The organism is Metabacillus sp. 22489 (assembly GCF_052044855.1).
GTDB classification, from domain to species: Bacteria; Bacillota; Bacilli; order Bacillales; family Bacillaceae; genus Metabacillus; species Metabacillus niabensis.
In genome coordinates, this window is sequence record NZ_JBQENT010000040.1 from 24,757 (window position 1) to 49,633 (window position 24,877).

The 24,877-nt window shown below is 34.5% G+C and carries 24 protein-coding genes and 1 pseudogene; 24 read left to right on the top strand and 1 reads right to left on the bottom strand.

Annotation, left to right across the window (positions count from 1 at the left end; all coding sequences use genetic code 11):
- The 12 genes from ACTJJ9_RS19685 (at window position 1) to ACTJJ9_RS19740 (ending at window position 13,839) form a co-directional block, all read left to right on the top strand.
- Window positions 1-834 (top strand): hypothetical protein, encoded by an 834-nt coding sequence (locus tag ACTJJ9_RS19685; protein WP_145583073.1) that lies wholly within the window; start codon window positions 1-3, stop codon window positions 832-834.
- Window positions 835-959: 125 nt separating this feature from the next.
- Window positions 960-1,568 carry a nitrite reductase gene (locus ACTJJ9_RS19690; RefSeq protein WP_145583071.1) on the top strand — a complete coding sequence of 203 codons (609 nt, stop codon included), beginning with the start codon at window positions 960-962 and terminating at the stop codon, window positions 1,566-1,568.
- Between the two features lie 37 nt (window positions 1,569-1,605).
- Window positions 1,606-3,024, top strand: coding sequence for an MFS transporter (locus ACTJJ9_RS19695; RefSeq protein ID WP_145583069.1), 1,419 nt, complete (start codon window positions 1,606-1,608; stop codon window positions 3,022-3,024).
- A 592-nt stretch (window positions 3,025-3,616) separates the two neighbouring features.
- Window positions 3,617-4,447, top strand: a complete 831-nt coding sequence (gene licT, locus ACTJJ9_RS19700) for a BglG family transcription antiterminator LicT (RefSeq protein ID WP_145583066.1) — start codon at window positions 3,617-3,619, stop codon at window positions 4,445-4,447.
- A gap of 292 nt (window positions 4,448-4,739) precedes the next feature.
- Window positions 4,740-6,599, top strand: coding sequence for a beta-glucoside-specific PTS transporter subunit IIABC (locus tag ACTJJ9_RS19705; protein ID WP_145583064.1), 1,860 nt, complete (start codon window positions 4,740-4,742; stop codon window positions 6,597-6,599).
- 14 nt (window positions 6,600-6,613) lie between these two features.
- Entirely contained in the window at window positions 6,614-8,047 is a 1,434-nt protein-coding gene (locus tag ACTJJ9_RS19710; protein ID WP_145583062.1) for a 6-phospho-beta-glucosidase, read from the top strand.
- 1,061 nt (window positions 8,048-9,108) lie between these two features.
- Window positions 9,109-9,318 (top strand): hypothetical protein, encoded by a 210-nt coding sequence (locus tag ACTJJ9_RS19715; RefSeq protein WP_145583060.1) that lies wholly within the window; start codon window positions 9,109-9,111, stop codon window positions 9,316-9,318.
- 529 nt (window positions 9,319-9,847) lie between these two features.
- Window positions 9,848-10,690 (top strand): SDR family NAD(P)-dependent oxidoreductase, encoded by an 843-nt coding sequence (locus tag ACTJJ9_RS19720; protein ID WP_145583057.1) that lies wholly within the window; start codon window positions 9,848-9,850, stop codon window positions 10,688-10,690.
- A 43-nt stretch (window positions 10,691-10,733) separates the two neighbouring features.
- Window positions 10,734-11,129: a MerR family transcriptional regulator gene (locus tag ACTJJ9_RS19725; RefSeq protein ID WP_145583055.1), complete on the top strand. Its 396-nt coding sequence runs from the start codon at window positions 10,734-10,736 to the stop codon at window positions 11,127-11,129.
- Window positions 11,130-11,403: 274 nt separating this feature from the next.
- A complete protein-coding gene (locus tag ACTJJ9_RS19730; RefSeq protein WP_145583052.1) occupies window positions 11,404-11,970 on the top strand; it encodes an alpha/beta hydrolase in 567 nt (188 codons plus the stop codon).
- A gap of 106 nt (window positions 11,971-12,076) precedes the next feature.
- Window positions 12,077-12,583, top strand: a complete 507-nt coding sequence (locus tag ACTJJ9_RS19735) for a MepB family protein (RefSeq protein WP_145583050.1) — start codon at window positions 12,077-12,079, stop codon at window positions 12,581-12,583.
- Window positions 12,584-12,942: 359 nt separating this feature from the next.
- The gene (locus ACTJJ9_RS19740) at window positions 12,943-13,839 is read left to right on the top strand and encodes a chromosome condensation regulator (RefSeq protein ID WP_145583048.1); all 897 of its coding nucleotides are present in this window, start codon (window positions 12,943-12,945) and stop codon (window positions 13,837-13,839) included.
- A 45-nt stretch (window positions 13,840-13,884) separates the two neighbouring features.
- Here ACTJJ9_RS19740 and ACTJJ9_RS19745 read toward each other — a convergent pair whose 3' ends face one another.
- On the bottom strand, window positions 13,885-14,220 hold the full coding sequence (locus tag ACTJJ9_RS19745; RefSeq protein WP_145583046.1) for a DUF3221 domain-containing protein: 336 nt from the start codon (window positions 14,218-14,220) through the stop codon (window positions 13,885-13,887).
- Window positions 14,221-14,683: 463 nt separating this feature from the next.
- Between ACTJJ9_RS19745 and vanR the strand changes: the two genes are divergently transcribed.
- The 12 genes and pseudogenes from vanR to ACTJJ9_RS19805 all read left to right on the top strand — a co-directional run bounded on the left by vanR (window position 14,684) and on the right by ACTJJ9_RS19805 (window position 24,660).
- The gene (vanR, locus tag ACTJJ9_RS19750; RefSeq protein WP_145583044.1) at window positions 14,684-15,379 is read left to right on the top strand and encodes a vancomycin resistance response regulator transcription factor, VanR-F/VanR-M family; all 696 of its coding nucleotides are present in this window, start codon (window positions 14,684-14,686) and stop codon (window positions 15,377-15,379) included.
- A complete protein-coding gene (locus ACTJJ9_RS19755) occupies window positions 15,372-16,478 on the top strand; it encodes a sensor histidine kinase (RefSeq protein WP_145583042.1) in 1,107 nt (368 codons plus the stop codon). The genes vanR and ACTJJ9_RS19755 overlap by 8 nt, the downstream gene beginning before the upstream one ends.
- 114 nt (window positions 16,479-16,592) lie before the next feature.
- On the top strand, window positions 16,593-17,489 hold the full coding sequence (gene vanY, locus ACTJJ9_RS19760) for a VanY-A/VanY-F/VanY-M family D-Ala-D-Ala carboxypeptidase (RefSeq protein WP_145583040.1): 897 nt from the start codon (window positions 16,593-16,595) through the stop codon (window positions 17,487-17,489).
- A gap of 183 nt (window positions 17,490-17,672) precedes the next feature.
- Window positions 17,673-18,299 (top strand): DUF4304 domain-containing protein, encoded by a 627-nt coding sequence (locus ACTJJ9_RS19765; protein ID WP_145583037.1) that lies wholly within the window; start codon window positions 17,673-17,675, stop codon window positions 18,297-18,299.
- Window positions 18,300-18,447: 148 nt separating this feature from the next.
- Entirely contained in the window at window positions 18,448-19,722 is a 1,275-nt protein-coding gene (locus ACTJJ9_RS19770) for an IS110 family transposase (RefSeq protein ID WP_145585426.1), read from the top strand.
- A gap of 1,011 nt (window positions 19,723-20,733) precedes the next feature.
- Window positions 20,734-21,585 (top strand): 23S ribosomal RNA methyltransferase Erm, encoded by an 852-nt coding sequence (gene erm, locus ACTJJ9_RS19775; protein ID WP_145585353.1) that lies wholly within the window; start codon window positions 20,734-20,736, stop codon window positions 21,583-21,585.
- Window positions 21,586-21,603: 18 nt separating this feature from the next.
- Window positions 21,604-22,239 (top strand): Vat family streptogramin A O-acetyltransferase, encoded by a 636-nt coding sequence (locus ACTJJ9_RS19780; protein WP_145585352.1) that lies wholly within the window; start codon window positions 21,604-21,606, stop codon window positions 22,237-22,239.
- A 45-nt stretch (window positions 22,240-22,284) separates the two neighbouring features.
- A pseudogene (locus ACTJJ9_RS19785) lies at window positions 22,285-22,522 on the top strand (DinB family protein); the annotation flags it as partial.
- Window positions 22,523-23,023: 501 nt separating this feature from the next.
- Window positions 23,024-23,482: a hypothetical protein gene (locus tag ACTJJ9_RS19790; protein WP_440768835.1), complete on the top strand. Its 459-nt coding sequence runs from the start codon at window positions 23,024-23,026 to the stop codon at window positions 23,480-23,482.
- Between the two features lie 105 nt (window positions 23,483-23,587).
- Complete coding sequence (locus ACTJJ9_RS19795) at window positions 23,588-23,872, top strand: hypothetical protein (RefSeq protein WP_145585351.1); 285 nt, start codon at window positions 23,588-23,590, stop codon at window positions 23,870-23,872.
- A 214-nt stretch (window positions 23,873-24,086) separates the two neighbouring features.
- On the top strand, window positions 24,087-24,425 hold the full coding sequence (locus ACTJJ9_RS19800) for a hypothetical protein (protein WP_145585350.1): 339 nt from the start codon (window positions 24,087-24,089) through the stop codon (window positions 24,423-24,425).
- 40 nt (window positions 24,426-24,465) lie between these two features.
- The gene (locus ACTJJ9_RS19805) at window positions 24,466-24,660 is read left to right on the top strand and encodes a hypothetical protein (RefSeq protein ID WP_145585349.1); all 195 of its coding nucleotides are present in this window, start codon (window positions 24,466-24,468) and stop codon (window positions 24,658-24,660) included.
- Window positions 24,661-24,877: the final 217 nt, after the last annotated feature.

Here is a 24,877-nt window from a genome sequence, read left to right on the forward strand (position 1 = left end):
TTGAAAAAAAGTATATTGATTTGGACCATTTCGGCGATCGTTTATCTTGGGATAGTCATCATAGGTTTCAATGTGTACGCAAGTATGAATCCTGATACAGATGAACATAATACCCATCCGACTACTGAACAGGAGGAAGAAAACATGGATCATCAAAATAGTCATCACGCACACGAAAATCATAGTAAAAACACAACTAGCGAGGTTACCCCTAAGGTGTCTTACGCTAACGGAGAAATCACTATTGAGTTAAAAGATATAAATAACAATGTTCCGGAACTGGAAGTTTCCCATGAAAAATACATGCATTTTATTGTGGTGAGTTCAGACTTAAAAGAGTACCATCATTTACATCCTGAGAAAACAGGGGATGGAATCTATAAACAGAAGGTAAGTTTATCAGGTCAATCTTATAAAGCGTTCGTTGACATTAAACCAAAAGGTCTCCAATATTCAGTAAAGCCTATTGAATTCCATGTGGGTGAAGCGAATCATAAACACGTTGAGAACGATCTTGCAGCAGATACTGAATTTACGAAGACGATCAATGGTCAAACAGTTGAATTAATAACTGATTCCCTTGAAGTCAACAAAGAGATAATACTTAATTTTGATGTGAAGGATGCAACACCTGAGCCGCATCTAGGCGCATTAGGCCATGTTGTCGTCTTGGATGAAGAGGGTGAAAAATATATCCATGTTCACCCTGTAGCAGATGATAAGACTGTATTTGAAACACAGTTTGATAAACCGGGAATATATAAGCTATGGGCAGAGTTCAAGTTCGGAGAACAGGTTCATGTCTATCCATTTGTTATAGAAGTTAAAAAATAAATGAAAAGTATGAATATCCTGTTGATGTATGATAAGCAGGATATTCATATTACTTTATATACCCTCCGTAGGTAACGTATATTACAATTGTTAATCCTTTATAAATTTAAAAGAGGGAGATAGTCATGGTGAAAAAAATGAAGATCGCCATAAATGGTGGAATAGGTTTTGGAGCAAAACTAAACGCAAAGCAACTTTTGGTGATATCAAAATATTTGAATGAAGATGAGGAACTTGAGTTAACAACATTCCAACAACTCTATCTAGAAATTCCAGAAGACCAAAAAGACGAAATAATAGAAGAGTTTGAGAGTGTTGGATTAGCTTGCTATCCAGTTGGAAACTTTGTAAAGAGCTTGCGAATCTGTAATTTTTGCAAAGGGGAAGAAGAGGAAGGAATGCCTGTTGCAAAAGAGCTAAATCGCCGTATTGCCGGGAAAGCCGTCCCATTTACCCTGAAAGTTGCTTACACAGGATGCCCCATTGGTTGCGGTGAGCCTATGCTAAGTGATATAGGGATCATGAAAATGAAAGATCATTACAATTTATATGTTGGAGGCAAAGCAAAAGGGAAAGATGCTGAGGTTGGTTCCTTGTTGATGGACAGTCTTACACCAGAAGAATTGTATGATTCAGTAGAAAAGATCATCAATTTCTATTCACAAAACGGTAAAAAGCGCGAAACTTTTTATAAATTTTTAAAAAGGATAGGAAAAGATCAATTAATAAGTTAATTCTAAAATAAATTTAATAAATGGAGGGAATTGAAAATTGTCAGCACATTCACAGTCTATTACACAACCCGATCCGAAGCGTTGGAAAGCATTAGCTTTATTGGGATTTGCGAATTTTATTGTGATCATGGATTCCGCTGTTGTTCAAGTTGCCTTACCTTCTATAAAAGGGGCACTTGGATATACAGAGTCAAACTTACAATGGGTTATGAACGCCTTTCTGATTGTGTTTGGGGGATTACTACTGTTAGGAGGAAAACTTTCTGACTTGTTAGGTCACCGTCGAATATTTATGTGGGGAGTTTCAATCTTAACTATTTCATCTTTATTCGCTGGATTAGCTTGGAATGAAATGTCAATGAATATAGGGAGAGCTTTCCAGGGGGTTGGTTCAGCCTTAATTGCACCATCAGCACTATCAATAGTTATGATTTTATTTTCTGCTAATAAGAAAGAAATGGGGAAGGCACTTGCTGTTTGGGGGCTTTCTGGTGCAGCAGGCGGTGCACTTGGTATCGTTCTTGGCGGTGTTTTAACACAGTTATTTAGTTGGCGGGCAACATTACTATTTTATGTTCCTGTCAGTATTATCGTTTTACTATTAGCTCCAAAGCTTCTACAAAAATACATGCCAAAAACGGGTCGAATTGATTATGCAGGTGCAATTGCTGTTACAGCAGCTCTTGTCCTTCTTGTTTACGGTATCGTTAACGTAGAACATAACGGCTGGCAAGCACTTTCAACTATTTTACCTTTAGGAATAGGTATTGCTCTATTCATCGTCTTTATCCTTATTCAAGTGTTTAGAAAAGAGCCATTAGTACCGCTTAGCATCTTTAAGACACCTAATTTGGCAGCAGGGAACATTGCTCTTATATTATTATCGGCATCATGGTTTCCTTTGGTTTACTTCCTTATTTTATATTTGCAGCAAGTATTGGAATTTGAACCATTTAAGGCTGCGATGGGAATGTTACCTGCACCGATTCTAATGGCAATATTCATGATTGCTTTAGCTGAAAGGGTAATGAATAAATTGGGTATGAAAATAACAATGATGATTGGCTTTATCATACTTGGTCTTGCGGGGCTTTTATTTTCAGGCAATACAATTGATGGGAATTATTGGAGCAATGTATTTGTCCCACTGGTATTGGCAGCACTTGGAAATGCTCTTACCTATCTTCCGGCAACGACAGCGGCTGTGGCAGAAGCAAAATCAGAGGATTCAGGTGTTGCATCAGGTCTTTATAATACGACCTATCAAGTTGGATCTGCAGTTGGTTTAGCGGTTATGGTGTCAATTGCAGCAGCTGCAACAGCTAGTGTAACAGGGGAGACTGCAGTGACACTCAATGAAGGCTATCAGCAAGCATTCTTTTGGGGTGGTATGGTGGCTTTTGCTGGTGCTCTAATAGCACTTTTGTTTATCCGTTCTGCAAAGCAAGGAAATTGAAATAGTCTAAAGTAAGGATAACGAAAATAGTTTTATAGAACCTTTTATTCTTTATGTGATTTTGAAGATAAGAGGTTCTTTCTTTATGATTTTTTCTGTTTTGGATGCTATTTAGTTGAAACCTTTAAGACATGTTTTTGGTGACGTATAAATAAAAGCGAAATATCAACAAATTGGATTGCTGTTTATTCAGAGAAGTTAAATAAAATGTTTTTTAGAAATATGACGACAATAGATTTACAATTGAGAAGGCTTATAATTAAAAGTAATATCTAAATATATAGTTACTTATTTAAGGTGGAACAAGAACATGGTAATCTAGAAAAAAATAGTATTATAGATAGAAATTTTAAGAATTATCATTTTATTAGTAAAGCGAAATCACGTCTTGCATTTCTTATGTAAGCGTGGTACAATTTATCTAGATTGTTACCTTAAGTGGGCAAGTCTAAAAAATGAAAATTTATTAAACGATTTGATATAAAATAGGGATTGTTATTACGAATGTAAGCTTAACCCAGTTATGTCCAGCTTTTTTGTGTTGGAGATAACTGTTTTTTTTGTTCAATAATATTTTGAAAGGAGGATTGTGATGAAAATCGTAAGAATAATTAATAACAATATTGTAACGTCAGTACAAAATGAGAATGAAGTTGTTATCATGGGAAAAGGTGTAGGGTTTAAAAAAGAGATTGGACAAGAAGTAGATCCTAGTCGAATTGAAAAAGTATATACTCTAGATAATCCTAGTACTACTGATCGGTTTAAGCTATTACTACGAGATATTCCTTTGGAAGAAATCCAAACAATTAATGAAATAGTATCATATGCGAAACTATCCCTTGGAAAAAGGTTAAGTGATAGCATTTATCTTTCTCTAACTGACCATCTTCACTTTGCTATTGAACGTCATGAGAAAGGGATGGACTTTAAAAATGCTCTTTCCTGGGAAGTGAAGCATTTTTATCATCATGAGTATTTGATTGGAAAAGAAGCGTTAGAAATTATCTCGAGAAGATTAAAAGTGCAGTTTCCAATTGATGAAGCAATAACGATAGCGTTGCATATTGTGAATGCCGAAATGGATAATACAATGGATCATACAGTAGGTATGACGAAAATAATTAAGCAGATAGTAAGTATTATTCAGTATACATTTAATAAGGAGTTTTCTGAAGAAAGCCTTGCATACGGACGATTGTTAACTCACTTGAAATTTTTTATCCAGAGAATAACGATGAATCGAGCATTATATGACGACAATTTGGAATTGTTCTCTATGATTCGTCACAGCTATCCGAGAGAATATGATTGTGCATTAAAAATTAGTGATTATGTTTTGGAAGAAACAAGACATAAGCTAACACCAGCTGAGTTATCTTATATTACTATTCACATAAATCGTGTCATAAATGATAAATAAAATGGGATTGTTATCGAATTGATCGAGCTTGACCCAAACTCTTGAAATTATAGGAGTTTGGGTCTTTCTATTTTATAGGAAAAAACGATGGGCGTGAAGGCAAGTCGCCACTTTCGATCATGAAAGCCCTATCCCTCAGAAAGGTTATTACTTTTAAAATAATGACAATAATGCAAATAGTAATACAACACAAGGCGTTTAAAAATGATGGTAGGTGCCCTTTTGGAGGTTCTCTAATTAAAGTTAATGTTGTTTGAACTATGCTTAAGTTTCTTTATAGGGGGAAAAGAGGATGAATTATAAAAAAGTTGCTGAAGAAATCACCAATGCAATTGGTGAAGAAAATTTTGAACATGCCACTCATTGTATGTCAAGATTGCGATTGGTTTTAAGAGACGAGTCTAAAGTTGATGATGCATCTGTAGAGAATATAGAGGGTGTTAAGGGTGTCATGAAGCAAGGCGGTCAGTATCAAATCATCATTGGGGGTGAGGTAGCTAATGTATTTAATGCTTTACCTAAGGCGATACGCAGCACTTCGGGTGAAGAGGAGAGCAATAAGGAGCCAAAGAAGAAAGATGTAAGGGGTTATTTAAATTCCATTTTTGATTATATTTCAGGATCTTTAGTAGCTGCGCTCCCTGCCATTATCGGGTGTGGGATGGTCAAACTTGTTTTAGTTATTCTTGGAATGGTTGGATTGGATGGAACGCCAACCTATAATGTATTGAATATTATTGCTGATGCAGGTTTCTATTTTTTACCGGTAATTATTGCATTTACTGCAGCTAAGAAATTAAATACAGATATTGTTCTCTCAATGGTTGTATCTGCTGTATTAATACATCCTATGTTAATTGAAGCTATGGCAGGGGATGGTTTATCGTTTTTAGGAATACCAATATATTCTACTAGTTATACATCTGCTGTGATTCCACCACTATTTGCAGCATGGGTACTAAGCTTAGTTTTACCATTGGTTGATAAACTAACACCAGGATGGTCTAAGGCAATATTTAAGCCGCTATTAGCATTAATTATAACAGTACCTATCGTTCTAATTATTTTTGCTCCATTAGGTGCAATTATCGGAGTTGGCTTAACAGAAATTACAGAAATTGCCCAAAAGTTCTCTCCGTGGCTTACAATGGCTATTCTCTCTGCTTTAATGCCATTGTTAATTATTACAGGAATGCATCATGCTTTTGATCCAATTATGTTTACGAACTTTGCTGGACCTGGATTTGATGGATTATTCTTACCACTTATGCTAGCGACTAATTTCGCGCTTGGTGCTGCTTGTTTAGCAGTTGGAGTCAAAACCAAGAATAAGAACTTTAAATCTGTTGCCATATCTTCAGCAATTTCAGCTAGTATGGCCGGTATAACTGAACCTGGTTTATTCGGGGTTTTACTAAGACTAAAAAAACCATTGTTCGCTGCAATGATTGGTTCTGGGGTTGCAGGGGTATTTGTCGGTATATTTAACATAAAATCGTATGCTCTAGCTTCTCCAGGGATTATATCGATGATTCAGTTCATCTCACCCGAGCAAACTTCTAACTTAATGAATGCAATAATTGTAGCTGTCATTGCATCGGTTGTTTCATTTATAGCTGTTTTCGTATTAGGATTTAAGGACTTAGCTGATAAAAAAGTGAATAATAATGAAATTAGCTTAAATAGCGATGGAGATAAATTGCTGTCACCAATGGAAGGTGTGATTGTTCCAATAGACAAAGTAAAAGATGCAACTTTTGCAAAAAAGTTATTAGGAGACGGCATAGCGATTATACCTTCTGTAGGTAAAGTATATTCACCGGTCGATGGGAAAATCCAAGTCATGTTTAAGACGGGTCATGCAATTGGGCTCTTATCTGATAAAGGGGATGAAATTCTAATTCACGTAGGAATAGATACAGTTAAGCTTGATGGAAATGGTTTCACTCCAAAAGTAAGTGATGGCGATCAGGTAATAGCGGGGGATCTTCTGCTGGAATTTGATATTGAATACATCAAATCACAAGGATATGATGTTACAACGCCAATTGTCGTGACAAATCTTTCATCAACAAATAAAAAAGTAACACGTTTACTTAAAGAAAATGAGTCTGTTGAAAAACTTCAACCTATGATAGAAATGAAACCTTAAGGAGGATGAATAATATGGGATTTCCAAAGAATTTTTTATGGGGTGGAGCAACTGCCGCTAACCAATATGAAGGAGCATATAATGAAGATGGACGTGGATTAGCAAACGTCGATCTGTTGCCAACAGGAGAAGATCGACGAGCAGTGGTTTTCGGGGAGAAAAAAATGTTCGACTTTCAAGAAGGTTATTTCTATCCAGCAAAGAATGCTATTGATGGATATCACCGTTACAAAGAAGATATTGCTTTATTTGCAGAAATGGGTTTTAAAACTTATCGGATGTCAATTTCTTGGACAAGAATTTATCCAAATGGTGATGAAGAAAAGCCAAATGAGAAGGGTTTGAAATACTATGAAGATGTCTTTAAAGAGTGTAAGAAATACAATATTGAACCACTTGTAACAATTTCTCATTTTGATGTTCCTATGTATCTTGTTGAAAAATACGGTTCATGGCGTAGTCGAGAGATGATAGGCTTTTTTGAAAAATATTGTCGAACCATTTTGACGAGATATAAGGGGTTAGTAAAATATTGGCTTGTCTTTAATGAAATCAATATGGTTTTACATGCACCTTTTATGGGAGCAGGTCTATATGTTGGTGATTTAGATGAAGTAGAGGCAAAACGAGTGAAATACCAAGCTGCTCATCATGAATTAATTGCTAACGCATTAGCGGTAAAAATCGCTCATGAAATTGACTCAAATAATCAAGTAGGTTGTATGTTAGATGGTGGAAAACATTATCCATATAGCTGTAATCCAGAAGATGTTCTTGTAAGTCAATTAAGAGACAGAGAAGATTATTTCTTTTCGGATGTTCAAGCAAGAGGAGAATATCCAGCTTATATGCTTAAAAAGTTTGAAAGAGAAGGAATTCAAGTTGAAATTGAGGAAGGCGATGAAGAATTATTAAAGAATAATACCGTTGACTTTATCTCATTTTCTTATTATATGTCTCGTGTTGGTACTGCTAATCCTGAAATAGCTGAGCAAACGACTGGAAATATCTTTGATTCAGTTAAAAATCCATATTTACCATCTTCTGAATGGGGATGGCAAATTGATCCTTTAGGTATGAGAATAATATTAATTGAATTATATGACAGGTATCAAAAACCATTATTTGTTGTAGAGAATGGCCTAGGAGCTAATGATATACCTGAGGATGATGAAGGAAACATAAATGATGATGATCGAATTAATTATCTATCAGCCCATATTAAAGCGATGAAAGACGCAATTGACCTAGATGGTGTACATGTATTGGGCTATACAATGTGGGGATGTATTGACATAGTAAGTGCAGGATCTGGAGAAATGAAGAAGCGTTATGGATTTATTTATGTGGACAGAGACAATTTAGGAAATGGGACGCTCAATAGAAGTAAGAAGAAATCGTTTGAGTGGTATAAGAGCGTGATTGAGTCGAATGGAGAGATTTTATAAAAAGGGAATAATGATTCTATCCTTAAAATTAGTTGAGATGGCTGACCTTTTGTATAAAGCATAGCTTATCTAGAACAGACACCTAATTGAACGAGAGGATCATTTGTTTAAAAGCAGTCAATGGGGATAACCTTCATTGGCTGCTTTTTTATATTTGTTTAATATATTTCCATTTTTATTACCCTCTTAGTGACACATCGTTCGTTGAACCAACAGAGATGATGTTTTTTTGGGTCACATCTGCAAACTTCTTAACCTTATCTACTAGATCGGAGCGTGTCAAAATGACATCAGCATTTTGAATAGCTTAATAAGAGCTTGTTCTGGTAATTCAGAAACATCAATTTTATCAATTTCTGCAGATGTCATCCGTTTAATTTCATCTAGATAAAAGATACAAGAAGCAATTTTGCATTCAATAAAGAGATAATGCATTTTACGTTTCAGGGGTTGGCCGAACAGTTTATATAAGCGAATTCAGAAGCAATCCGTTTTCAACATTAAAGCCTACATCATAAGCATCCTTCGTTGTTTGCAACTTGTGTCCCCCGTCCCTTTAGTATGAGTAACAGACCTTCTCTTTAGGTTGAGAATATACTCCCTGAATCGTATTTCGATTAATAGATAATTGATTCGCTAACTCATTAGTTAAAGGAAGTGTATCTCCAGGTGTTAGTATATCTTTACCTAATAGCTATTTTATTTGCCCCTTAATCTGAATGTTAATTGGCAAGGGAGAGTTTGAATCAATTCTAAAACCTAATTCTGAATGTATCATGTTTAAACAATCAACTTTTCGGTTACCAGAAGAACATAATCCTCTAATAAATAATTAAAATAAACAATGCTCTTTCATTATAAATATAAGTTGTCTTAGGTTTCTAAACCAATTATAGAACAAGTATGTGTAGAATTGTACTTAAACTATAGGGTGCAATACTTCGATAAAGAGGTATCGCATTTTTTATTGAACTAAAGGGGGAGTTTAGTGCAAAAAGAAAGAATACTGTAAACTGTCATTATAGACTGATTTATGCAGGGGAAATAAGGAGGTTGAACTAATGGATAGAACAGTTACATTTTCATTCAATAGTACAAAATATGAAGGTACAGAGGCGACAGAAACATTTACTTTTAAAGAATTAGGTATTGATGCGGATTTGGATGTTGAAGCACTAAAAAAAGAAATAGATAGAATTTTTCAGACTTGGGTTTGGGATAAACTTAATATTTCTTATAGTATCGTTATAGACGAGGACAAAGGCAGATAGTACAGATTATATTCTGTAACAAAAGTGAAACGTCTTATTGAACTAAATGGGCAGAATAGTTTAATAAGAAAAAACTATGCTTTTTATGTCGAATAGACGAAAATCAAGAATAAATCAGAATAATCACAGATGTGATTATTCTGATTTATTCTTGATTTAATTTACTTATCTTTGTGTGATGATAAATTGTTAAAGCAATAATAGTAAGACTAAAAATCGATGATAGTATAGTGCTGAATAACAATCCTTTAATTACATTTTGATTAAACAGTAATACCAACCTTACGAGTTTAATCAGTATTAATATTCATTTGTAAGTCTATTTTCATTCGGATTGCGAACTAAGCAGTTTTATTTAACTAAGGTCGCAACTTAGTTTAGCATCCATTTTAATGATTATTTATAACACTACAAAGGATACGAATATAAATCGCTTATGGAAATATATTAAATAAATTTTCCTTGACTTGGTGTTCACTCCAAGTAGTAATCTGTGTTTACTATCGGAAACACAGAAAGGAAGAATAAAATGAACGAACAAAATAAAGTGGTATTGATTACAGGAGCCAACTCTGGGGTTGGATTGGAACTGACGAAAAAGATGCTATCTCAAGGATGGGAAGTAATTGCTGTAATTCGTTCTGACTTTCCAAATGATCAACCAATAATCATTGATGCTCTTAAAAAGAAGCTTTTAAGAATATATAAAGCTGATTTAGCTGAATTCTTCAGTCTTAGAAACGTACTTAGCCAGATTAAGAAAAGCGAGACCAAAATTGACTTGATTTTTAACAATGCAGGAGTCAGTTTTGCTGAATACAAATATTCCAAACAAGGGCGTGAAATTCATTTTGAAGTTAATACATTAGTGCCTTATATCATTACAATGGAACTTAAAGAACTGTTACTACAGGGGCAGGAGAAAACGATCATCAATACGTCTTCCAATTCTTTATTATTTTTAAAGCAATTTGACTTAAATACAGTAATCGATCCTAAGACAATTCCATTTAAAAAGATTATAGGTCCATATGCGAACAGTAAATTAGCCCTTTCCCTGTGGACGAATGGAATTGCTCCGAAGCTATTGACCGAGGGAATAAAAATTCGCAGTGTCTGCCCAGGACCAAACAGGACGAAGTTGACCAAAGGAAAAAGAATGCCCAGTTATATTCTTCCAATAAGGAACCTTATTTTTTCTCCACCAAGCAAAGGGGCATCTCGCTTATATGAAGCTGCTTTCAATTTCAACAACGAAATTACCGGGATTTTTGTAAACAAGGGCAAAGAAACTGCAATCAAATTCTCTGGTTATGAGGCACAAGTACTTAATCAACTGTTTGATATTTACCAAAACGAGTTTCTCGTTTAGATTTTAATTAATCTATCTGTAAACAAAATTAGTAGGTGATAATTTGAATGCTTATTCTATCAAGCAAGCTTCCAAGAAAACCGGATTAACTGAAGATGCGATCCGCTATTATGAAAAAATCGGATTGCTTCCTTATGCAAAAAGAAAACGAAATGGACATCGAAGATACGATGAAGAAGACATAGAGCTAATGGAACTGATCATTTGTCTGAAAAAAACAGGAATGTCATTAAATGAGATGAAAAATATTTTACAATATCCTGTAAAATATAAACTTAGTTCTGTTCCCGAATTAAAAAGAACCCTTTTAGAATATAAAGATAAAGTTATGAATCAAATACACGATCTTCAACGTATTGTGGAGTTTATTGATTCTAAGCTAGAAAACGATGAGACCCTTTTTCGGCCTCAAAAAAATAAAGGTAACAAAAACGGTTAGTGTATGACTGGTATTTTAACTGTAGTTAAGGTATGAAGCTACCCCTTATGGGCTATTACTTATTATTTTGTTTAAATCATTATGTTCTTATTGAACTAACGGGTGCTTGCCGTTAAAACCACAATATCGCCCGAATATGATTCTATTTTTTTAATCTCAGCTAGTTTTTCTTTCCCTTCACAAATTATATTTTCTTCAAGTGTTTTTTCTAACATGTAGGTTTAGAACTGTAATATACTGGTATATACGTATAATAAGAAAGGATGAATTATTAATGGGAAAACAAGTTTATATTATTCATGGATACGGAGCTTCTCCAGCTAATCATTGGTTCCCTTGGTTAAAAGAAAAATTAGTAGAAGATGATCATCAAGTTTCTGTTCTTCACATGCCAAATTCATCTGATCCCAATAGGGAAGAATGGTTGGAAACATTAGCTAATCATATAAAGAATTTAGATAACAACACTTATTTTGTAACGCATAGCTTAGGGTCTATTACACTATTGAACTACCTAGAACAATTAAATCCGCTACCAAATTTTGGAGGTCTTATTCTTGTTTCCGGATTTTCTGAATCATTATCAATCTTACCTTCACTAGATCCTTTTACAGTTAAAAAAGTAGATTATAAAAAGATAATTTCTGCAACTAGTTCACGTGTTGTTATTGCTGCCAAAGATGACCATATTGTTCCTTATCAATTAAGTCAAAATTTATCCAAACAATTGGATGCATCATTTTTTTCTATTGAAAAGGGTGGACATTTTCTAGAAGATGATGGCTTTATGACTTTTCCATTTGTTTACGATGTTTTAAAAAATATGATAAAAACTGAATAAATAATAAGGGTAAGATGTAGCTGAATAAATGGCTTGTCATATCGAAGTCAAACAAAATCTTGAAGGAGCCATTAGAGCCAGTCGTATAAATAGAAGGGGTAAAATAATGAATGGATTTTATAAGGCGTTAACATATGTAAATGAGAATTTCTATGAACCAAATCACCTAGTAATAAAAGCTATCCAAGAGGAACCCCAAAATTCAGATTATGGTGCTGGTATATTTCAGCTGAATTCGAAATCAGTTAGATTTAGAGTAGCAAGGACTACACCTAATAAGATAGGACAGTTTGTATCCTTTTGGGAAAAAGATTCAGCTCATAAAAACCAAGCCTTTTCATATGAAAAAGCTGCCGATTTATTGGTTATTAATACCTTTTCTAATAATGATAGATTTGGACAGTTTGTTTTTCCAAAAGAAGTTCTTATACAACAAAAGATCCTTAAAACAGCCACTACAAAAGGAAAAATGGCAATAAGAGTTTACCCTATATGGGATACCCCTACTAGTAAACAAGCTATTGAAACACAAAAATGGCAATTGGAATATTTTATTGAGACAGATAAAACGAATAATCTACCTCAGCAAGAATTATTAAAGTTATACTCCTAAAATGACAGCTTTCCTTTTTTAATGACCTTTAAAATTTTAGTTTGTGAAGGGAGCGATACTTCAATAAAGAAGCATCGCTTTTTGTTATTCAATTAAAGGGGCAGAATAGTGAAACTAAATAAAATCAAATTTGTAGGAAATCTGAGTGACGATGAAAAACCTCGAAAACCAATAGAAATGGAATGACTAAGCAATTATTTTTGGGGCAGCCTTCGGTTTACTTTTTGTTAAATGGAAATAGGTATAGCGATAGCCCAAGAAGGATTATTGCTTCCTTTTGTTGAAGTTATTGTGCTAACGAAGCAGATTAATCATGAACAATAATAATATAGCTCTTGTTTTTAAGGAGGTAACACAATATGGATTACATTTCACCAAAAGAATCAGCGTTAAAGGTGAAACGGTGGGCTAAAAATAGCATAGCAGCGGGTCGTCGTCATTCAGTTGGACTTAAATCTGACGGAACGGTGACGGCTGTTGGTGACAATAAATATGGACAATGTAGTGTAAGTGATTGGTTTGATATTGTGGCAGTAGCGGCGAGTAATGTTCATATGGCGACAAACACTGGTAATGCTCATACCATTGGTCTTAAGTCTGACGGTACTGTGGTAGCGGTTGGTTGGAATAAGCATAACCAATGCGATGTAAACGACTGGTGCGATATTGTAGCAGTCGCAGCGGGCTGGTGTCATACCATTGGTCTTAAATCGTGTGGTTCAGTGATTGCTGTAGGAAGAAACAATTATGGTGAATGTGATGTAAGTGGCTGGCGTGACATAGTGGCAGTCGCAGCGGGTGACTGGCATACCATCGGTCTTAAGTCGGATGGAACAGTTACAGCTGTGGGGAATAATAGGTACCATCAATGCAGTGTAAACGACTGGTGTGATATAGAATCGGTAGGGGCGGGGTATCTCCATACTGTTGGTCTTAAATTGGATGGTACAACTGTTGCTGTGGGTCAAAATAAGCTAGGACAATGCGATGTGAGTAGCTGGCGTGGTATTGTGGCGATAGCAGTGGGTAGTAAACATACCGTTGGACTTAAATCTGATGGAACAGTGATGGCTGTGGGCTGGAATGAGTATGGACAATGCAATGTAAGTGACTGGTACGATATAGTAGCAGTAGCGGCGGGTTGTACTCATACCATTGGACTTAAATCTGACGGAACGGTGGTGTCTGTAGGTGGTAACGAATATGGACAGTGTGATGTAAGTGGCTGGTGCGACATTAAAGTCCAAGGTAATTAGATTTAGTATAGATAATCATCACAATTGCTCCGATTGTTGAGGAACTTATTTTTTAAATTGAATTTTCTTAGCCTTAGCTTGCTCAGGATAGGATGCAAGTACATTTCCATCAATCCATACTATAACTTCATCACCTTTTGACAATTCCACTGTATTGTCATAAGTTAAAGAAATTAAAGGAATACCCTTTTCCTCTTCCTGTATCTCTGAAATTGTTTTATTTTTTATATCTTCATACTTGTCCAGAGAAAGATTCTCTGAAAGTAATATCTCATTTTCTGTTACTTCTAAGATAATACCTTCCATATCAGCATTTCTACAACCTGCGAGTGAAATACTTAACAATATAACTGTAAACGCAATGATACATTTTCTTTTCATTAGCTATACACCTTCCCTTTAAAAGATTAGACGAATTTAACATTATATAGGTTTCGGACAATTATATGATTTATCCAAAATTATTTAGTAGCTGATATTAAAGAAGTCTTAAAAACTTTACTTAAATAAAAACAATATCTAGTTCTTGTTCAACTAACGGCTGCTTTAGTTTAATAAGAAATAATTAAACTTTAATATAAAAATAAATAATCAATAAAAAACCGTTATTTTGATCAATCTTTTCTCAAAACAACGGTTTTTTATTAGTTGTTTTTAAGAGTGAAAGGAACCTCTTAGATCAAACTTTATTTAAAAGCAATACCAAACATTCTTGAGAATCTTCTAACGACTTGTTAACATATGGAGTATTATCAGTCCAACAATAAGACCATTTTTTTGAAAAAGAAAAGATATAATAGAAAATGAATAGGACCTATATGTAACTTTATTTAGGAGTGAAAATATGAAGGATATTTCGATACTAATTGCTGATGATGAGGAGGAGATTGCTAATCTAATTGCCTTTCATTTAGAAAAGGAAGGGTACCGTATTATGAAAGTATCGAATGGTCAAGAGGCTGTTCGTGCTGTCGAGAATCAGGTTTTTGATTTGCTGATTTTGGATATTATGATGCCGAAAATGGATGGATATGAAGTAACGCAACGCATTCGTAAACAGCATAATATGCCGATCATATTTTTGAGTGCTAAAACATCTGATTTCGACAAAGTACAGGGACTCATAATTGGGGCAGATGATTATATGACGAAACCATTTACCCCCATTGAATTGGTAGCTCGAGTAAATGCCCAGTTACGGCGATTTACTACATTGAATCATGCGAAGACCGAAAATAAATCAAATCTAGAGTTTGGTGGACTCGTTATTTCTCCTGATCAACGTGCGGTTACACTTTACGGTGAATCTATTGAGCTAACTCCTAAAGAGTTTGATATTTTGTATTTACTAGCCAGTCATCCAAAGAAAGTTTTTAGTGTAGAAAACATTTTTCAGCAGGTGTGGGGCGAAGCATATTTTGAAAGTGGGAATACTGTTATGGTTCATATTCGTACGCTACGAAAAAAGCTTAAAGAAGATAAACAGAAAAACAAATTAATTAAAACTGTATGGGGAGTCGGGTATACATTCAATGGCTAAAATCGTACGAAGTTTTCGCTCAAAAATGATTGTGTTATTTGGATTGAGTATGTTCCTGTCTGGTACGATAACTTATATTATCTTTAAAATACTGCAATATTATTATCATACTTGGGTTGAATATGGCGATTTAATAACCCATTTTCGCTTATTTATGAACAAAATTGGAGACATTAATTTCTTTTTACTGATCTTTATTCCACTTTCGATATTATTTTTCTTTCTTTTTACGAAACGCTACTCTACCTATTTCAAAGAGATTTCAAGCGGAATTCACTACCTTGCTCGTGGCGACTTTCAACATCAAGTTGAAATCCGATCAAATGATGAGTTTCATGATATTGCGAAAGACATCAATCTCGCAAGTGAAAAATTAAAAGAAGCCATATTAAGAGGTGACTTTTCGGAAAGCAGTAAGGATCAGCTAGTTGTAAACTTAGCACATGATTTGCGTACACCACTGACTTCTGTTTTGGGTTACTTGGATTTAATCCTTAAAGATGAAAGCTTAACGAAAGAACAAGTCAGGCATTTTTTAACGATTGCTTTCACTAAATCTCAACGCTTAGAAAGGCTGATTGATGAATTATTCGAGATAACGAAAATGAATTATGGAATGCTGCCGGTAGATAGGAAAAGCTTTAATTTAACCGACCTACTAAACCAATTAAATGAAGAATTGTATCCTGTATTCGAAAAAAATCATTTGATTGCCCGGATGAATCTTCCGAGCCATTTGCCCATTCTGGGGGATGGAGATTTGCTAGCACGACTGTTTGAAAATCTTATCACCAATGCAATTCGTTATGGATATGACGGTCAGTATGTAGATATAAATGGTTCCATTGAAGCAAATGAAGTGGTGGTACAAGTTGTCAATTATGGAGATAGCATTCCTCCAGATGAACTCCCGCATATTTTTGATATGTTCTATACCGGAGACAAAGCACGAACCCATAGAGAAGATAGCACAGGATTGGGCCTGTTTATTGCGAAGAATATTGCTGAGCAGCATAATGGATCAATTACTGCTGAAAGCAACGTCGTACAGACAACTTTTGAAGTTCGATTACCAAAGGAAAGTGAACATAATAATTAAGATAGATTGATTTCAAATTCATCATTTAAAGAAAATTTAAGATTTACCCCACTCTTTTTTTAAACAGTTTTACCTATTATTTCTAATGAAGAAGAATTAGGAGGAAACTGAAAAATGAAGAAGTGGGGATTTTTACTATTATTCCTTTTATGCTTGTTTTTAGCCTTCATAAATAAGGAATCATTTTTTGAATCAAAAGCAGATATACCAAATGTAGAAGTGCTGAAATATGATCAACATGAAAATGATAAAGCAGAGGATAGAAGGGCTGCCGAAAATAGCCAACAAATAATTATTACAGAAGAACAAATTTATCAAGGAAATCTACTATTGGTCAACAATGAACACCCAGTTCACGAAGAGAGTATTAAATCAGACGTGGTGAATTTAACCATTCACAATGAATTGACACAAGGATATGTGTTATTAGGTAGTACAAATTATATGTCAATGGATATTGCACAAAAATTCTCAGAGATGATGGCTGATGCTGGAAAAGAGGGACTCCATAATTTCGCCATCACAAGTGGATTTCGCAGTTTTGAGGAACAAAAGATATTATATGAACAAATGGGATCCGACCTAGCCCTACCTCCAGGTTATAGTGAACACAATTTAGGTTTATCGCTTGATGTAGGGTCTACACAGATGAAAATGGAACGTGCACCAGAAGGAAAATGGATCGAAAAAAATGCTTGGAAATACGGCTTTATTTTACGCTATCCAAAGAATAAAACAGATATTACAGGCATCCAATATGAACCTTGGCATATTCGCTATGTTGGTTTGCCGCATAGTGCAATTATGAAGGAAAAGGGTTTTGTTTTAGAGGAATATTTAGATTATCTAAAGGAGCAAAAGAAGGTTTCGACTAAGGTCGAAGGTAAAAAATATACTGTTTCTTATTATCCCTTTTCTGAAAACATGACCATTCATCTGCCAAAAAATCAAGAATACGAGATTTCAGGTGATAATATGGATGGAGTAATTGTGACCATTTACGAAAGATAAATGAAAACAGACGATTAATCAATTAATGGAAGAGTAAGTTTATCGGGAATAGATTATTCCACAAACGGGTGCGATACTTTTATAAAGGGGTATCGCATTTCTTATTGAACTAAGAGGCAGATTTGTTTAATAAGAAATTGTTTTATAATAGAGGTAATTTAAAGTAATGAGAGGTTGATAAGTATGGTTGGCACTCCTGAAATAAATAAAGTGATAAGAAAAATTTTATCGCCAACATTAAGAGAAAACGGATTTCACAAAGTGAATACAAGACATAATTGGGGGTGGAATGACCACTGTATTTGGGTATTGGATATAGCTGCTGTAGGGAAATCCTTTTCTGATGTTACAGGATGGTCACCTATGTCTATTATTGTAGAATTAGGAATATATTATGACTTTATTCCACCGAGAGACGAAATAAAAATTAGTGCTAAAGGAGAATTACTACCAAAAATCTATCAATGTGATGTAAGGTATGATTTATCCTGTAATCTTGATCAGTCTAAGTACACCAAGAATTTTTACAATCGCGCTGAAAAGGAGCGTAATGATATCTGGTGGATACAACCTGATGGTTCAAATATTGAGGAAGTTATAAACGATATTAAACAAGATTTCTTACATAACGGATTAAAATGGCTAATAAGAAATTCAAATGTGGAAACAGCATACGCAGAAATTGAAAAAGAAGAAGATTCATACAATAAATTCTATAATGCTATGTATTTTGCAAAGCATTTAAATGATAATGAAAGGCTTGATATGTATAGTAAATTATTAGAACAAGAGCAGAAGAAATTCGACTAGCGATGAGTGTGGCTTTTTTTATGAACTAACGGGGCAGGTTAGCATTCCTGTAGATCGTTATTTTTAAGCTTTGATAAAAATAGGGTTCCTCAGTAAGATATGAGTATAGACACCACTCTAACTCAAAATCCTAGGAGGAACCCTTACCATGAATTTTAAAATGCAAAACAAACAAAATCAACTAATAGAAAGAATTTCTAGTAATCATCTGATTGTTGGGGTCGATATCGCTCAACAATTCCACGTGGCCCGTGCTGTTAATTACCGCGGAATCATCGTCGGAGATCCTCTTACATTTGAAAACAATGAAGAGGGTTTTATGAAACTAGTAAACTGGATGCAAGATTTACAAAAACTAAAACACTTAAACGCAGAAATAGTAGGAATGGAGCCTACTGGCCATTACTGGATTAACCTATCTAAGTGGTTATTTGATAAAGGAATAGAGGTAGTCACTGTCAATCCTCACTTAGTAAAAAGGAATAAAGAGAATCGTGATAATACCCAATCAAAGAGTGACAAAAAAGATGCGCTTGTGATTGCCGATATGGTCAAAAATGGCTACTATTCTTTCGTTCAGATATCATCCGAAGCGTTCGAGAAACTTAGAGTTCTTATGTCTAATCGTGATGTGATAGTAAAACGTCTCGTTATGGCCGTTAATCAAATTAATAGATGGGTAGATATTGTGTTTCCAGAGTTAAGACATGTATTTAAGGATGTTTCGTGCAAAGGAGCCATCGCAACCCTCCGGTTGTTCCCCACTCCAAAAGAAATCTCCTCCATGACTTCACTTGATATCATGGTTGGATGGAAGTCATTAATGAAAAGACAACCAGGTCCCAAAAAAGCTCAATTACTAATCAAGTACGCAAAATCTTCTATTGGAACTGGACAAGCACTTGATGCATATAAGTTCCACTTAGAACAATTATTAGAAGAATATGACCTCGCTGAACAACAACTCGAAAGAGTGGAACAACAAGTAAAAAAAGTGCTAAACAAAATCTCGTTTGCCAAGAAACTACTCATGATGAAAGGAATAAGCGAAATATCTTTAGCCGGAATAATAGGTGAAGCTGGTGATCTTAGTGGATTCTCTCACGGAAATTCTCTATTACGTCATGCGGGATTACATTTAGCTGAAGCCAGTTCTGGTAAATGGAAAGGTCAGATTGTTCTTTCGAAGCGTGGGAGATCCCGCCTACGGCGTTTCCTCTATTTAGCTACTATGAGTCTTGTGATGAATAATCCAGAGTTTAAAGCAATACATGCACATAATGTGAAAGTAAAAAAGATGAAGAAAATGAAGTCAATTATGAAACTGATAGGGAAACTAGCAAGGATATTTGTAGGAATAGCACGACGAAACGTATCATACTGTCCAAGTAAAGTTCAAGAATCTATTCCCTTAGCTGCCTAAACCGAAGGTTCAAAGTTAAAGATGTATCTTATAAACTAGTTAACTTTATTTTGAATGTTGTCTTATTCGTAGGATTTCAAATATGTACGGAGTACCAGGTTTATTCAACAAAAGGGCACTGTGACCCATCAGGTTAGCATAACTGGCCTCCACCCCTTGGATAGGCATGACGAAGGAATGAGAGGGCAATTGACCCGTTGAGACATGGGAGGGAAAGCCTCCAGGGGCGGCGTGGAGATGTACATTATATGGTAAAATATGGAGTATTAGCTAACTCCTTTATTTCACTATGCCTTCACGAAGCCAAAATGATCTGAACTCATATCCATTACCCATAAATCTAATTTAAAGGGTTATGAAATCCTGCGAATAAGTGAGCATTCGAGAGATATTCATATTAAACTGAGGGAGTTTAATAAATCCAAATGATAAGATAGAAGAAACAATGGCGAATTTAGTGGCGATTCAAAATGGATAACTGGAGAAATAATAAGATTTGGTTTGAATAAATACCAGATAATCTTCAGGCTTACTTATTACTGTGTGGAAAATATGTAAAAATTCCTTTCGTATTGACTTATTCCAAATAAAGCCATATAATAAATGGTATATTTTACCTATAAGGAGGATTATTAGAAAATGATACCAAGACTACGATTCCAAACTTTGAACCAGTAATTTAATACGTTCAAAGGCTCTGATTTGGATTTTCAGAGTAAACGGGATTAGTCTATCCTTTTTTAATAATCTTCATTTCATATTTTGATAATCACGTATATTGACAATGCTTGAACGTTCAGTGATAGCACAAATATGTAATGTTTAGAAAGGCGGATAGTTCTACCTTTCTTTATTTATGTCTAATTTACCTTCTTATGTTAATCAAAAAGAAGGTTTATTTAAAGACGAATTTAACTGCTCAATTATAAATAATGATTGGTCACTTCCTTTTTACTCTGAAATCACAGCCAGATCGCCTGTGATTTTATATTTTAGAAGGGAAGATAAGATATGACCAAAAAACCCCATAAGTATAAAGGAATAAAATTGAGTCGTGGGGAACCTCCCAATTTTTCAGGGAAGCATTTAATGCATAATAAAAAATTAATAAATGAGATTGTAGATCAAGCAAAAGTAAGCCCACATGATTTAGTTTTAGATTTAGGTGCAGGAAAAGGAGCATTAACATCAGTTCTAAGTCAAAAAGCTGGAAAAGTACTAGCTGTGGAGTATGATGATAAGTTTGTTGAAATTCTAAAAGGAAAATTTAATCACCATCCGAATACCAAGATTATTCATCAAGATATTTTGAAAATTCATCTGCCTAATAATCCATTTTTGGCTGTTTCTAATATCCCATATTCCATCACAACACCTATCATGAAACTACTCTTGAATAAACCTTCAAGTGGTTTTCTAAGAGGAGTAATTGTAATGGAAAAAGGTGCAGCCAAAAGGTTTACATCAAATTTTGTGAAGGATGCCTATGTCATTTCATGGAGAATGTGGTTTGATATTCGGTATGTCAAAGATATTTCAAGAAAAAATTTCTCTCCACCACCAAGAGTTGACTCGGCAATGATTACAATAAATAGAAAAGCAAAACCGATTGTACCTTATAGTGACTATTTAATTTTCTGGGGCTTGGCCGATTATGTACTTAAAAATCCTCATTTTTCAGTCGATTTAGCATTAAGAGGTATATTTACACCGTCTCAAATTAAGCATTTAAAGAGGGAACTTCGTATCAATAATGAGACATCAGTAGCAACTTTATCGGAGCAGCAATGGGGCCTCATATTTGAAACAATGGTAAAGTATGTTCCAAAATTCAGATGGCCAAAGATAAAAAAACGATATTAAACCAATGGAGGGATTATTATGCAATACGGACCAGATCCTAATGCAATCTACCCAAACGAGGCAATTAAAAGCATATGCTATATTAAAAACGTTATAACACGCTCAAATATTATAGTCGGTGACTACACATATTATGATGACATAAATGGTGCTGAAAAGTTTGAAGAACATGTCACACATCACTATGAATTTATTGGAGATAAACTGATTATCGGAAAATTTTGCGCAATAGCAAAGGGAATTGAATTTGTAATGAATGGTGCAAACCATAGAATGTCCAGTGTGACTACCTATCCATTTAATATTATGGGTCATGGTTGGGAGAAATTCACTCCAACATTGGAAGAGCTCCCCCTTAAAGGAGATACTGTAATTGGCAACGATGTGTGGATCGGTCAAAATGTCACCGTAATGCCCGGTGTGCATATTGGTGATGGAGCTATCATTGCGGCCAATTCAGTCGTTGCAAAAGATATTCCCCCATACCATATTGCAGGAGGCAATCCTTGCAAAATTATTAAGAAAAGATTTGATGATGAACTCATTAATTATCTCCTTTCCATTAAATGGTGGGATTGGTCTGCTTATAAAATTTCTGAAAATCTTGAAGCTTTATGCAGTGGGGATCTAACAAAAATTAAAGAAATTAAATAGATCATTATTAGCAGAATGGGAAGTTGAGAATAAGACTTCCCATTTTTTATTGTTCCGAAAAATATAGGATTTGCTGACTTAAGGAAATGCCTTTAGAGGTTCTGCTTCAGTGGCAAGATCGATTAACTGAAGAGAAGGTAGAAAATGAAGTGGATGGTTTCCAATTGACTGCAAAGTGGTGGGGGGCATCGGAAATTTTTCCACGCATAGTGCTTACCATATTGGACAAATTGTTTACAGCCGAAAACAACTACAAAAAGGCTGGAATACTAATATTAAATGAGATAGTTAGCCACAAATGGCGCAATTCTACAACAAGAATTATGATCTTTCTTAGACCGATATCCCAGAGAAGTTAGATGTTCCAAATATAAATGTTACACATGTAGAACGTGAAAAAAATATACCAGATCAACAACTTAAGAAACATTGCGGAATCAAATCGAACAAAAAGGTAGCGATACTTCAATAAAGAGGTATCGTATTTTTTTTGAACTAAAGGGACAGTTTAATTTAATGAATTTTTAACTAACAAAATATGGATTTAAAGGTATAATATGTTTATCGAATGCAGGCTAAGGGGATGATTTCATTTGTTTGAACCAGAAAGATGATTCATAAATTCTTTTTAAAAAAACGGGTTATGCTGATGGAAAACAACTATTTGTGAATCAAGATGTAAGAAAATTCCTAAGTGGGATACGATTTTTTAATTCAACTAAAGGGGCAGTTTAGGGGAAAAGATTCATTATTAGAAGTAAGTTGAAATAGGAAATATATGGAGATGTTTATTGTTGAGAGGAGAATAAACTTGAAGAAAATAGCAACTTTATTATTTACAATAATGCTTTTAACAGCTTGTTCAGAAACCACAACGAATGATTATAAATTTAGTGGAGAAAGTGAAAATTGGGAGGCTGAATACCTCTATAAAGGAACAGAAAAATGGGGAGAAAAAGACGAAAGAACGACTTATTCCAATGAAGATAGCTATGAGTTCATATTAAAATATAAAGGTTCTATAGAAGAGTTGTCTTCATTACAAAAACTTGAATACTCTTATGAAACTATTAGTAGTGCTGCGGAAAGCATTGAAGAATTTGCAGTCCCACCATCAACATTAACATTTTCGTCCAGAGGTAGTTCAGATGGTGGAGCAAAGGTAAGTGAAGACGAAGTTATAAAGGTAAATGTAAAATGGGATGACTTTGAAGAGTCGTTTGAACTTCATAATAATAAGTAACTTTGTTAAACAGACGCGGTAGAAATTCGAAATAAGGATAACTGAACTTTTATATATATTTTAGAAAATGTTCATCTTAAATAAAAATATAATGGGGGCATAATTATGTGGTTAATATTAGGACTTATTGCCTTAGTAGCAACTTTTATAAATCTTTATATGTATAAAACAGGAAAAGATTATAAACTTGCGATGGCAATGGGATTATCATTTACAGCATTGACACTCTGTGCAGAACATAGCCTTGTATCTAATTGGGTAAAAGGCGAAGATTGGTCAGCTTTAATGGATGTTGTACCTACTGTGGAAAAGGCATTATGGCTTTTGACAATTGTTTCTATCTTACTAAATATAGCACCTATACTTTTAGAACTAAAAAATAAAAAATAATCATTTATATAATATGCAATTATTGTGTAAGTCTTTTTGTATAACTAACGGTTGCGATACTTCGGCAATGAGGTATAACATTTCTTACTGTACTAAAGAGGCAGGTTAGTACAACTAGAGACATGGGATTTAAATGTATATCGGTATTCGGTAAAAGGAATTATAATAAATTACACAAGGTACCAATTGTCAAATTAGAGAGGTAGAGAGGCTTTTGACAGAAAATAATGAAAATATCATAATACCAGAACATATTAGAAAAATCTTTTCAGGAACAGCAAAATTTAGAAAAAAGGGGACTATTACTATGTTGCAGACATTTAAATTAGGAGAATGGAAAATTAAGTTCACTGGAGATGTACAAAATATTCGAGTTGTTTCAAATGAGCGAGAAATAGTTGCTTTGGATGAAACATATGATGCAGTAGGAGTATTATTCCTTTGCGACAATGGAGATATTGAGCTAAAAAAGACTCCATGGAATGCTTCGGTAAAATTGTCTGTAAAGGAAAGAAAGATTGATATTGTTATTGAAGAAGATACATATGAATGATGGCAATCAAAGAGGAGAAAAAGCTATGGAGTAAGAGTTTTTGAAACAAAAGTTTATAAAAGAATTGATGGACGATACAATCTTGCAAATGAAAGCAGGGGTAACTAAAGAATTTAAGGGTTATATGTACCTTTACGGTGAATTCCAAAAGGGGTGCCAAATTTTAGAGGAACAGGAAGTATGGGATTATATTTATCAATTTTGGAGTTTAGGAACTTTTTTTTTGGGGAAGTAACGGGGATTTTAGCTTAACAACGGAGGTAGCAAAAAGATTGAAAAGAAGTAAACATAGGCTAACGGGTGCGATACCTCAATAAAGAGGTATCGCATTTCTTGTGGTTTCGAAAACCCCCTGCTATGCTGGGGGTTCTAAAGAGCTTCAAGCGTGGTATTAGGTATTAAAAAACCTCACTTCACATGGTAGGATAAAGTTGGTTTCCCGACCACTTTAT

What these genes read in the sequence shown, in the direction of transcription:
- vanY (WP_145583040.1), top strand. Translation starts at nt 16,593, where the DNA reads ATGAAGAAGTGGGGATTTTTACTATTATTCCTTTTATGCTTGTTTTTA.
- erm (WP_145585353.1), top strand. Translation starts at nt 20,734, where the DNA reads ATGACCAAAAAACCCCATAAGTATAAAGGAATAAAATTGAGTCGTGGG.
- ACTJJ9_RS19715 (WP_145583060.1), top strand. Translation starts at nt 9,109, where the DNA reads ATGGATAGAACAGTTACATTTTCATTCAATAGTACAAAATATGAAGGT.
- vanR (WP_145583044.1), top strand. Translation starts at nt 14,684, where the DNA reads ATGAAGGATATTTCGATACTAATTGCTGATGATGAGGAGGAGATTGCT.
- ACTJJ9_RS19705 (WP_145583064.1), top strand. Translation starts at nt 4,740, where the DNA reads ATGAATTATAAAAAAGTTGCTGAAGAAATCACCAATGCAATTGGTGAA.
- licT (WP_145583066.1), top strand. Translation starts at nt 3,617, where the DNA reads ATGAAAATCGTAAGAATAATTAATAACAATATTGTAACGTCAGTACAA.
- ACTJJ9_RS19755 (WP_145583042.1), top strand. Translation starts at nt 15,372, where the DNA reads ATGGCTAAAATCGTACGAAGTTTTCGCTCAAAAATGATTGTGTTATTT.
- ACTJJ9_RS19720 (WP_145583057.1), top strand. Translation starts at nt 9,848, where the DNA reads ATGAACGAACAAAATAAAGTGGTATTGATTACAGGAGCCAACTCTGGG.
- ACTJJ9_RS19740 (WP_145583048.1), top strand. Translation starts at nt 12,943, where the DNA reads ATGGATTACATTTCACCAAAAGAATCAGCGTTAAAGGTGAAACGGTGG.
- ACTJJ9_RS19770 (WP_145585426.1), top strand. Translation starts at nt 18,448, where the DNA reads ATGAATTTTAAAATGCAAAACAAACAAAATCAACTAATAGAAAGAATT.
- ACTJJ9_RS19765 (WP_145583037.1), top strand. Translation starts at nt 17,673, where the DNA reads ATGGTTGGCACTCCTGAAATAAATAAAGTGATAAGAAAAATTTTATCG.
- ACTJJ9_RS19690 (WP_145583071.1), top strand. Translation starts at nt 960, where the DNA reads ATGGTGAAAAAAATGAAGATCGCCATAAATGGTGGAATAGGTTTTGGA.
- ACTJJ9_RS19780 (WP_145585352.1), top strand. Translation starts at nt 21,604, where the DNA reads ATGCAATACGGACCAGATCCTAATGCAATCTACCCAAACGAGGCAATT.
- ACTJJ9_RS19790 (WP_440768835.1), top strand. Translation starts at nt 23,024, where the DNA reads ATGTTTATTGTTGAGAGGAGAATAAACTTGAAGAAAATAGCAACTTTA.
- ACTJJ9_RS19795 (WP_145585351.1), top strand. Translation starts at nt 23,588, where the DNA reads ATGTGGTTAATATTAGGACTTATTGCCTTAGTAGCAACTTTTATAAAT.
- ACTJJ9_RS19730 (WP_145583052.1), top strand. Translation starts at nt 11,404, where the DNA reads ATGGGAAAACAAGTTTATATTATTCATGGATACGGAGCTTCTCCAGCT.
- ACTJJ9_RS19735 (WP_145583050.1), top strand. Translation starts at nt 12,077, where the DNA reads ATGAATGGATTTTATAAGGCGTTAACATATGTAAATGAGAATTTCTAT.
- ACTJJ9_RS19710 (WP_145583062.1), top strand. Translation starts at nt 6,614, where the DNA reads ATGGGATTTCCAAAGAATTTTTTATGGGGTGGAGCAACTGCCGCTAAC.
- ACTJJ9_RS19745 (WP_145583046.1), bottom strand. Translation starts at nt 14,220, where the DNA reads ATGAAAAGAAAATGTATCATTGCGTTTACAGTTATATTGTTAAGTATT.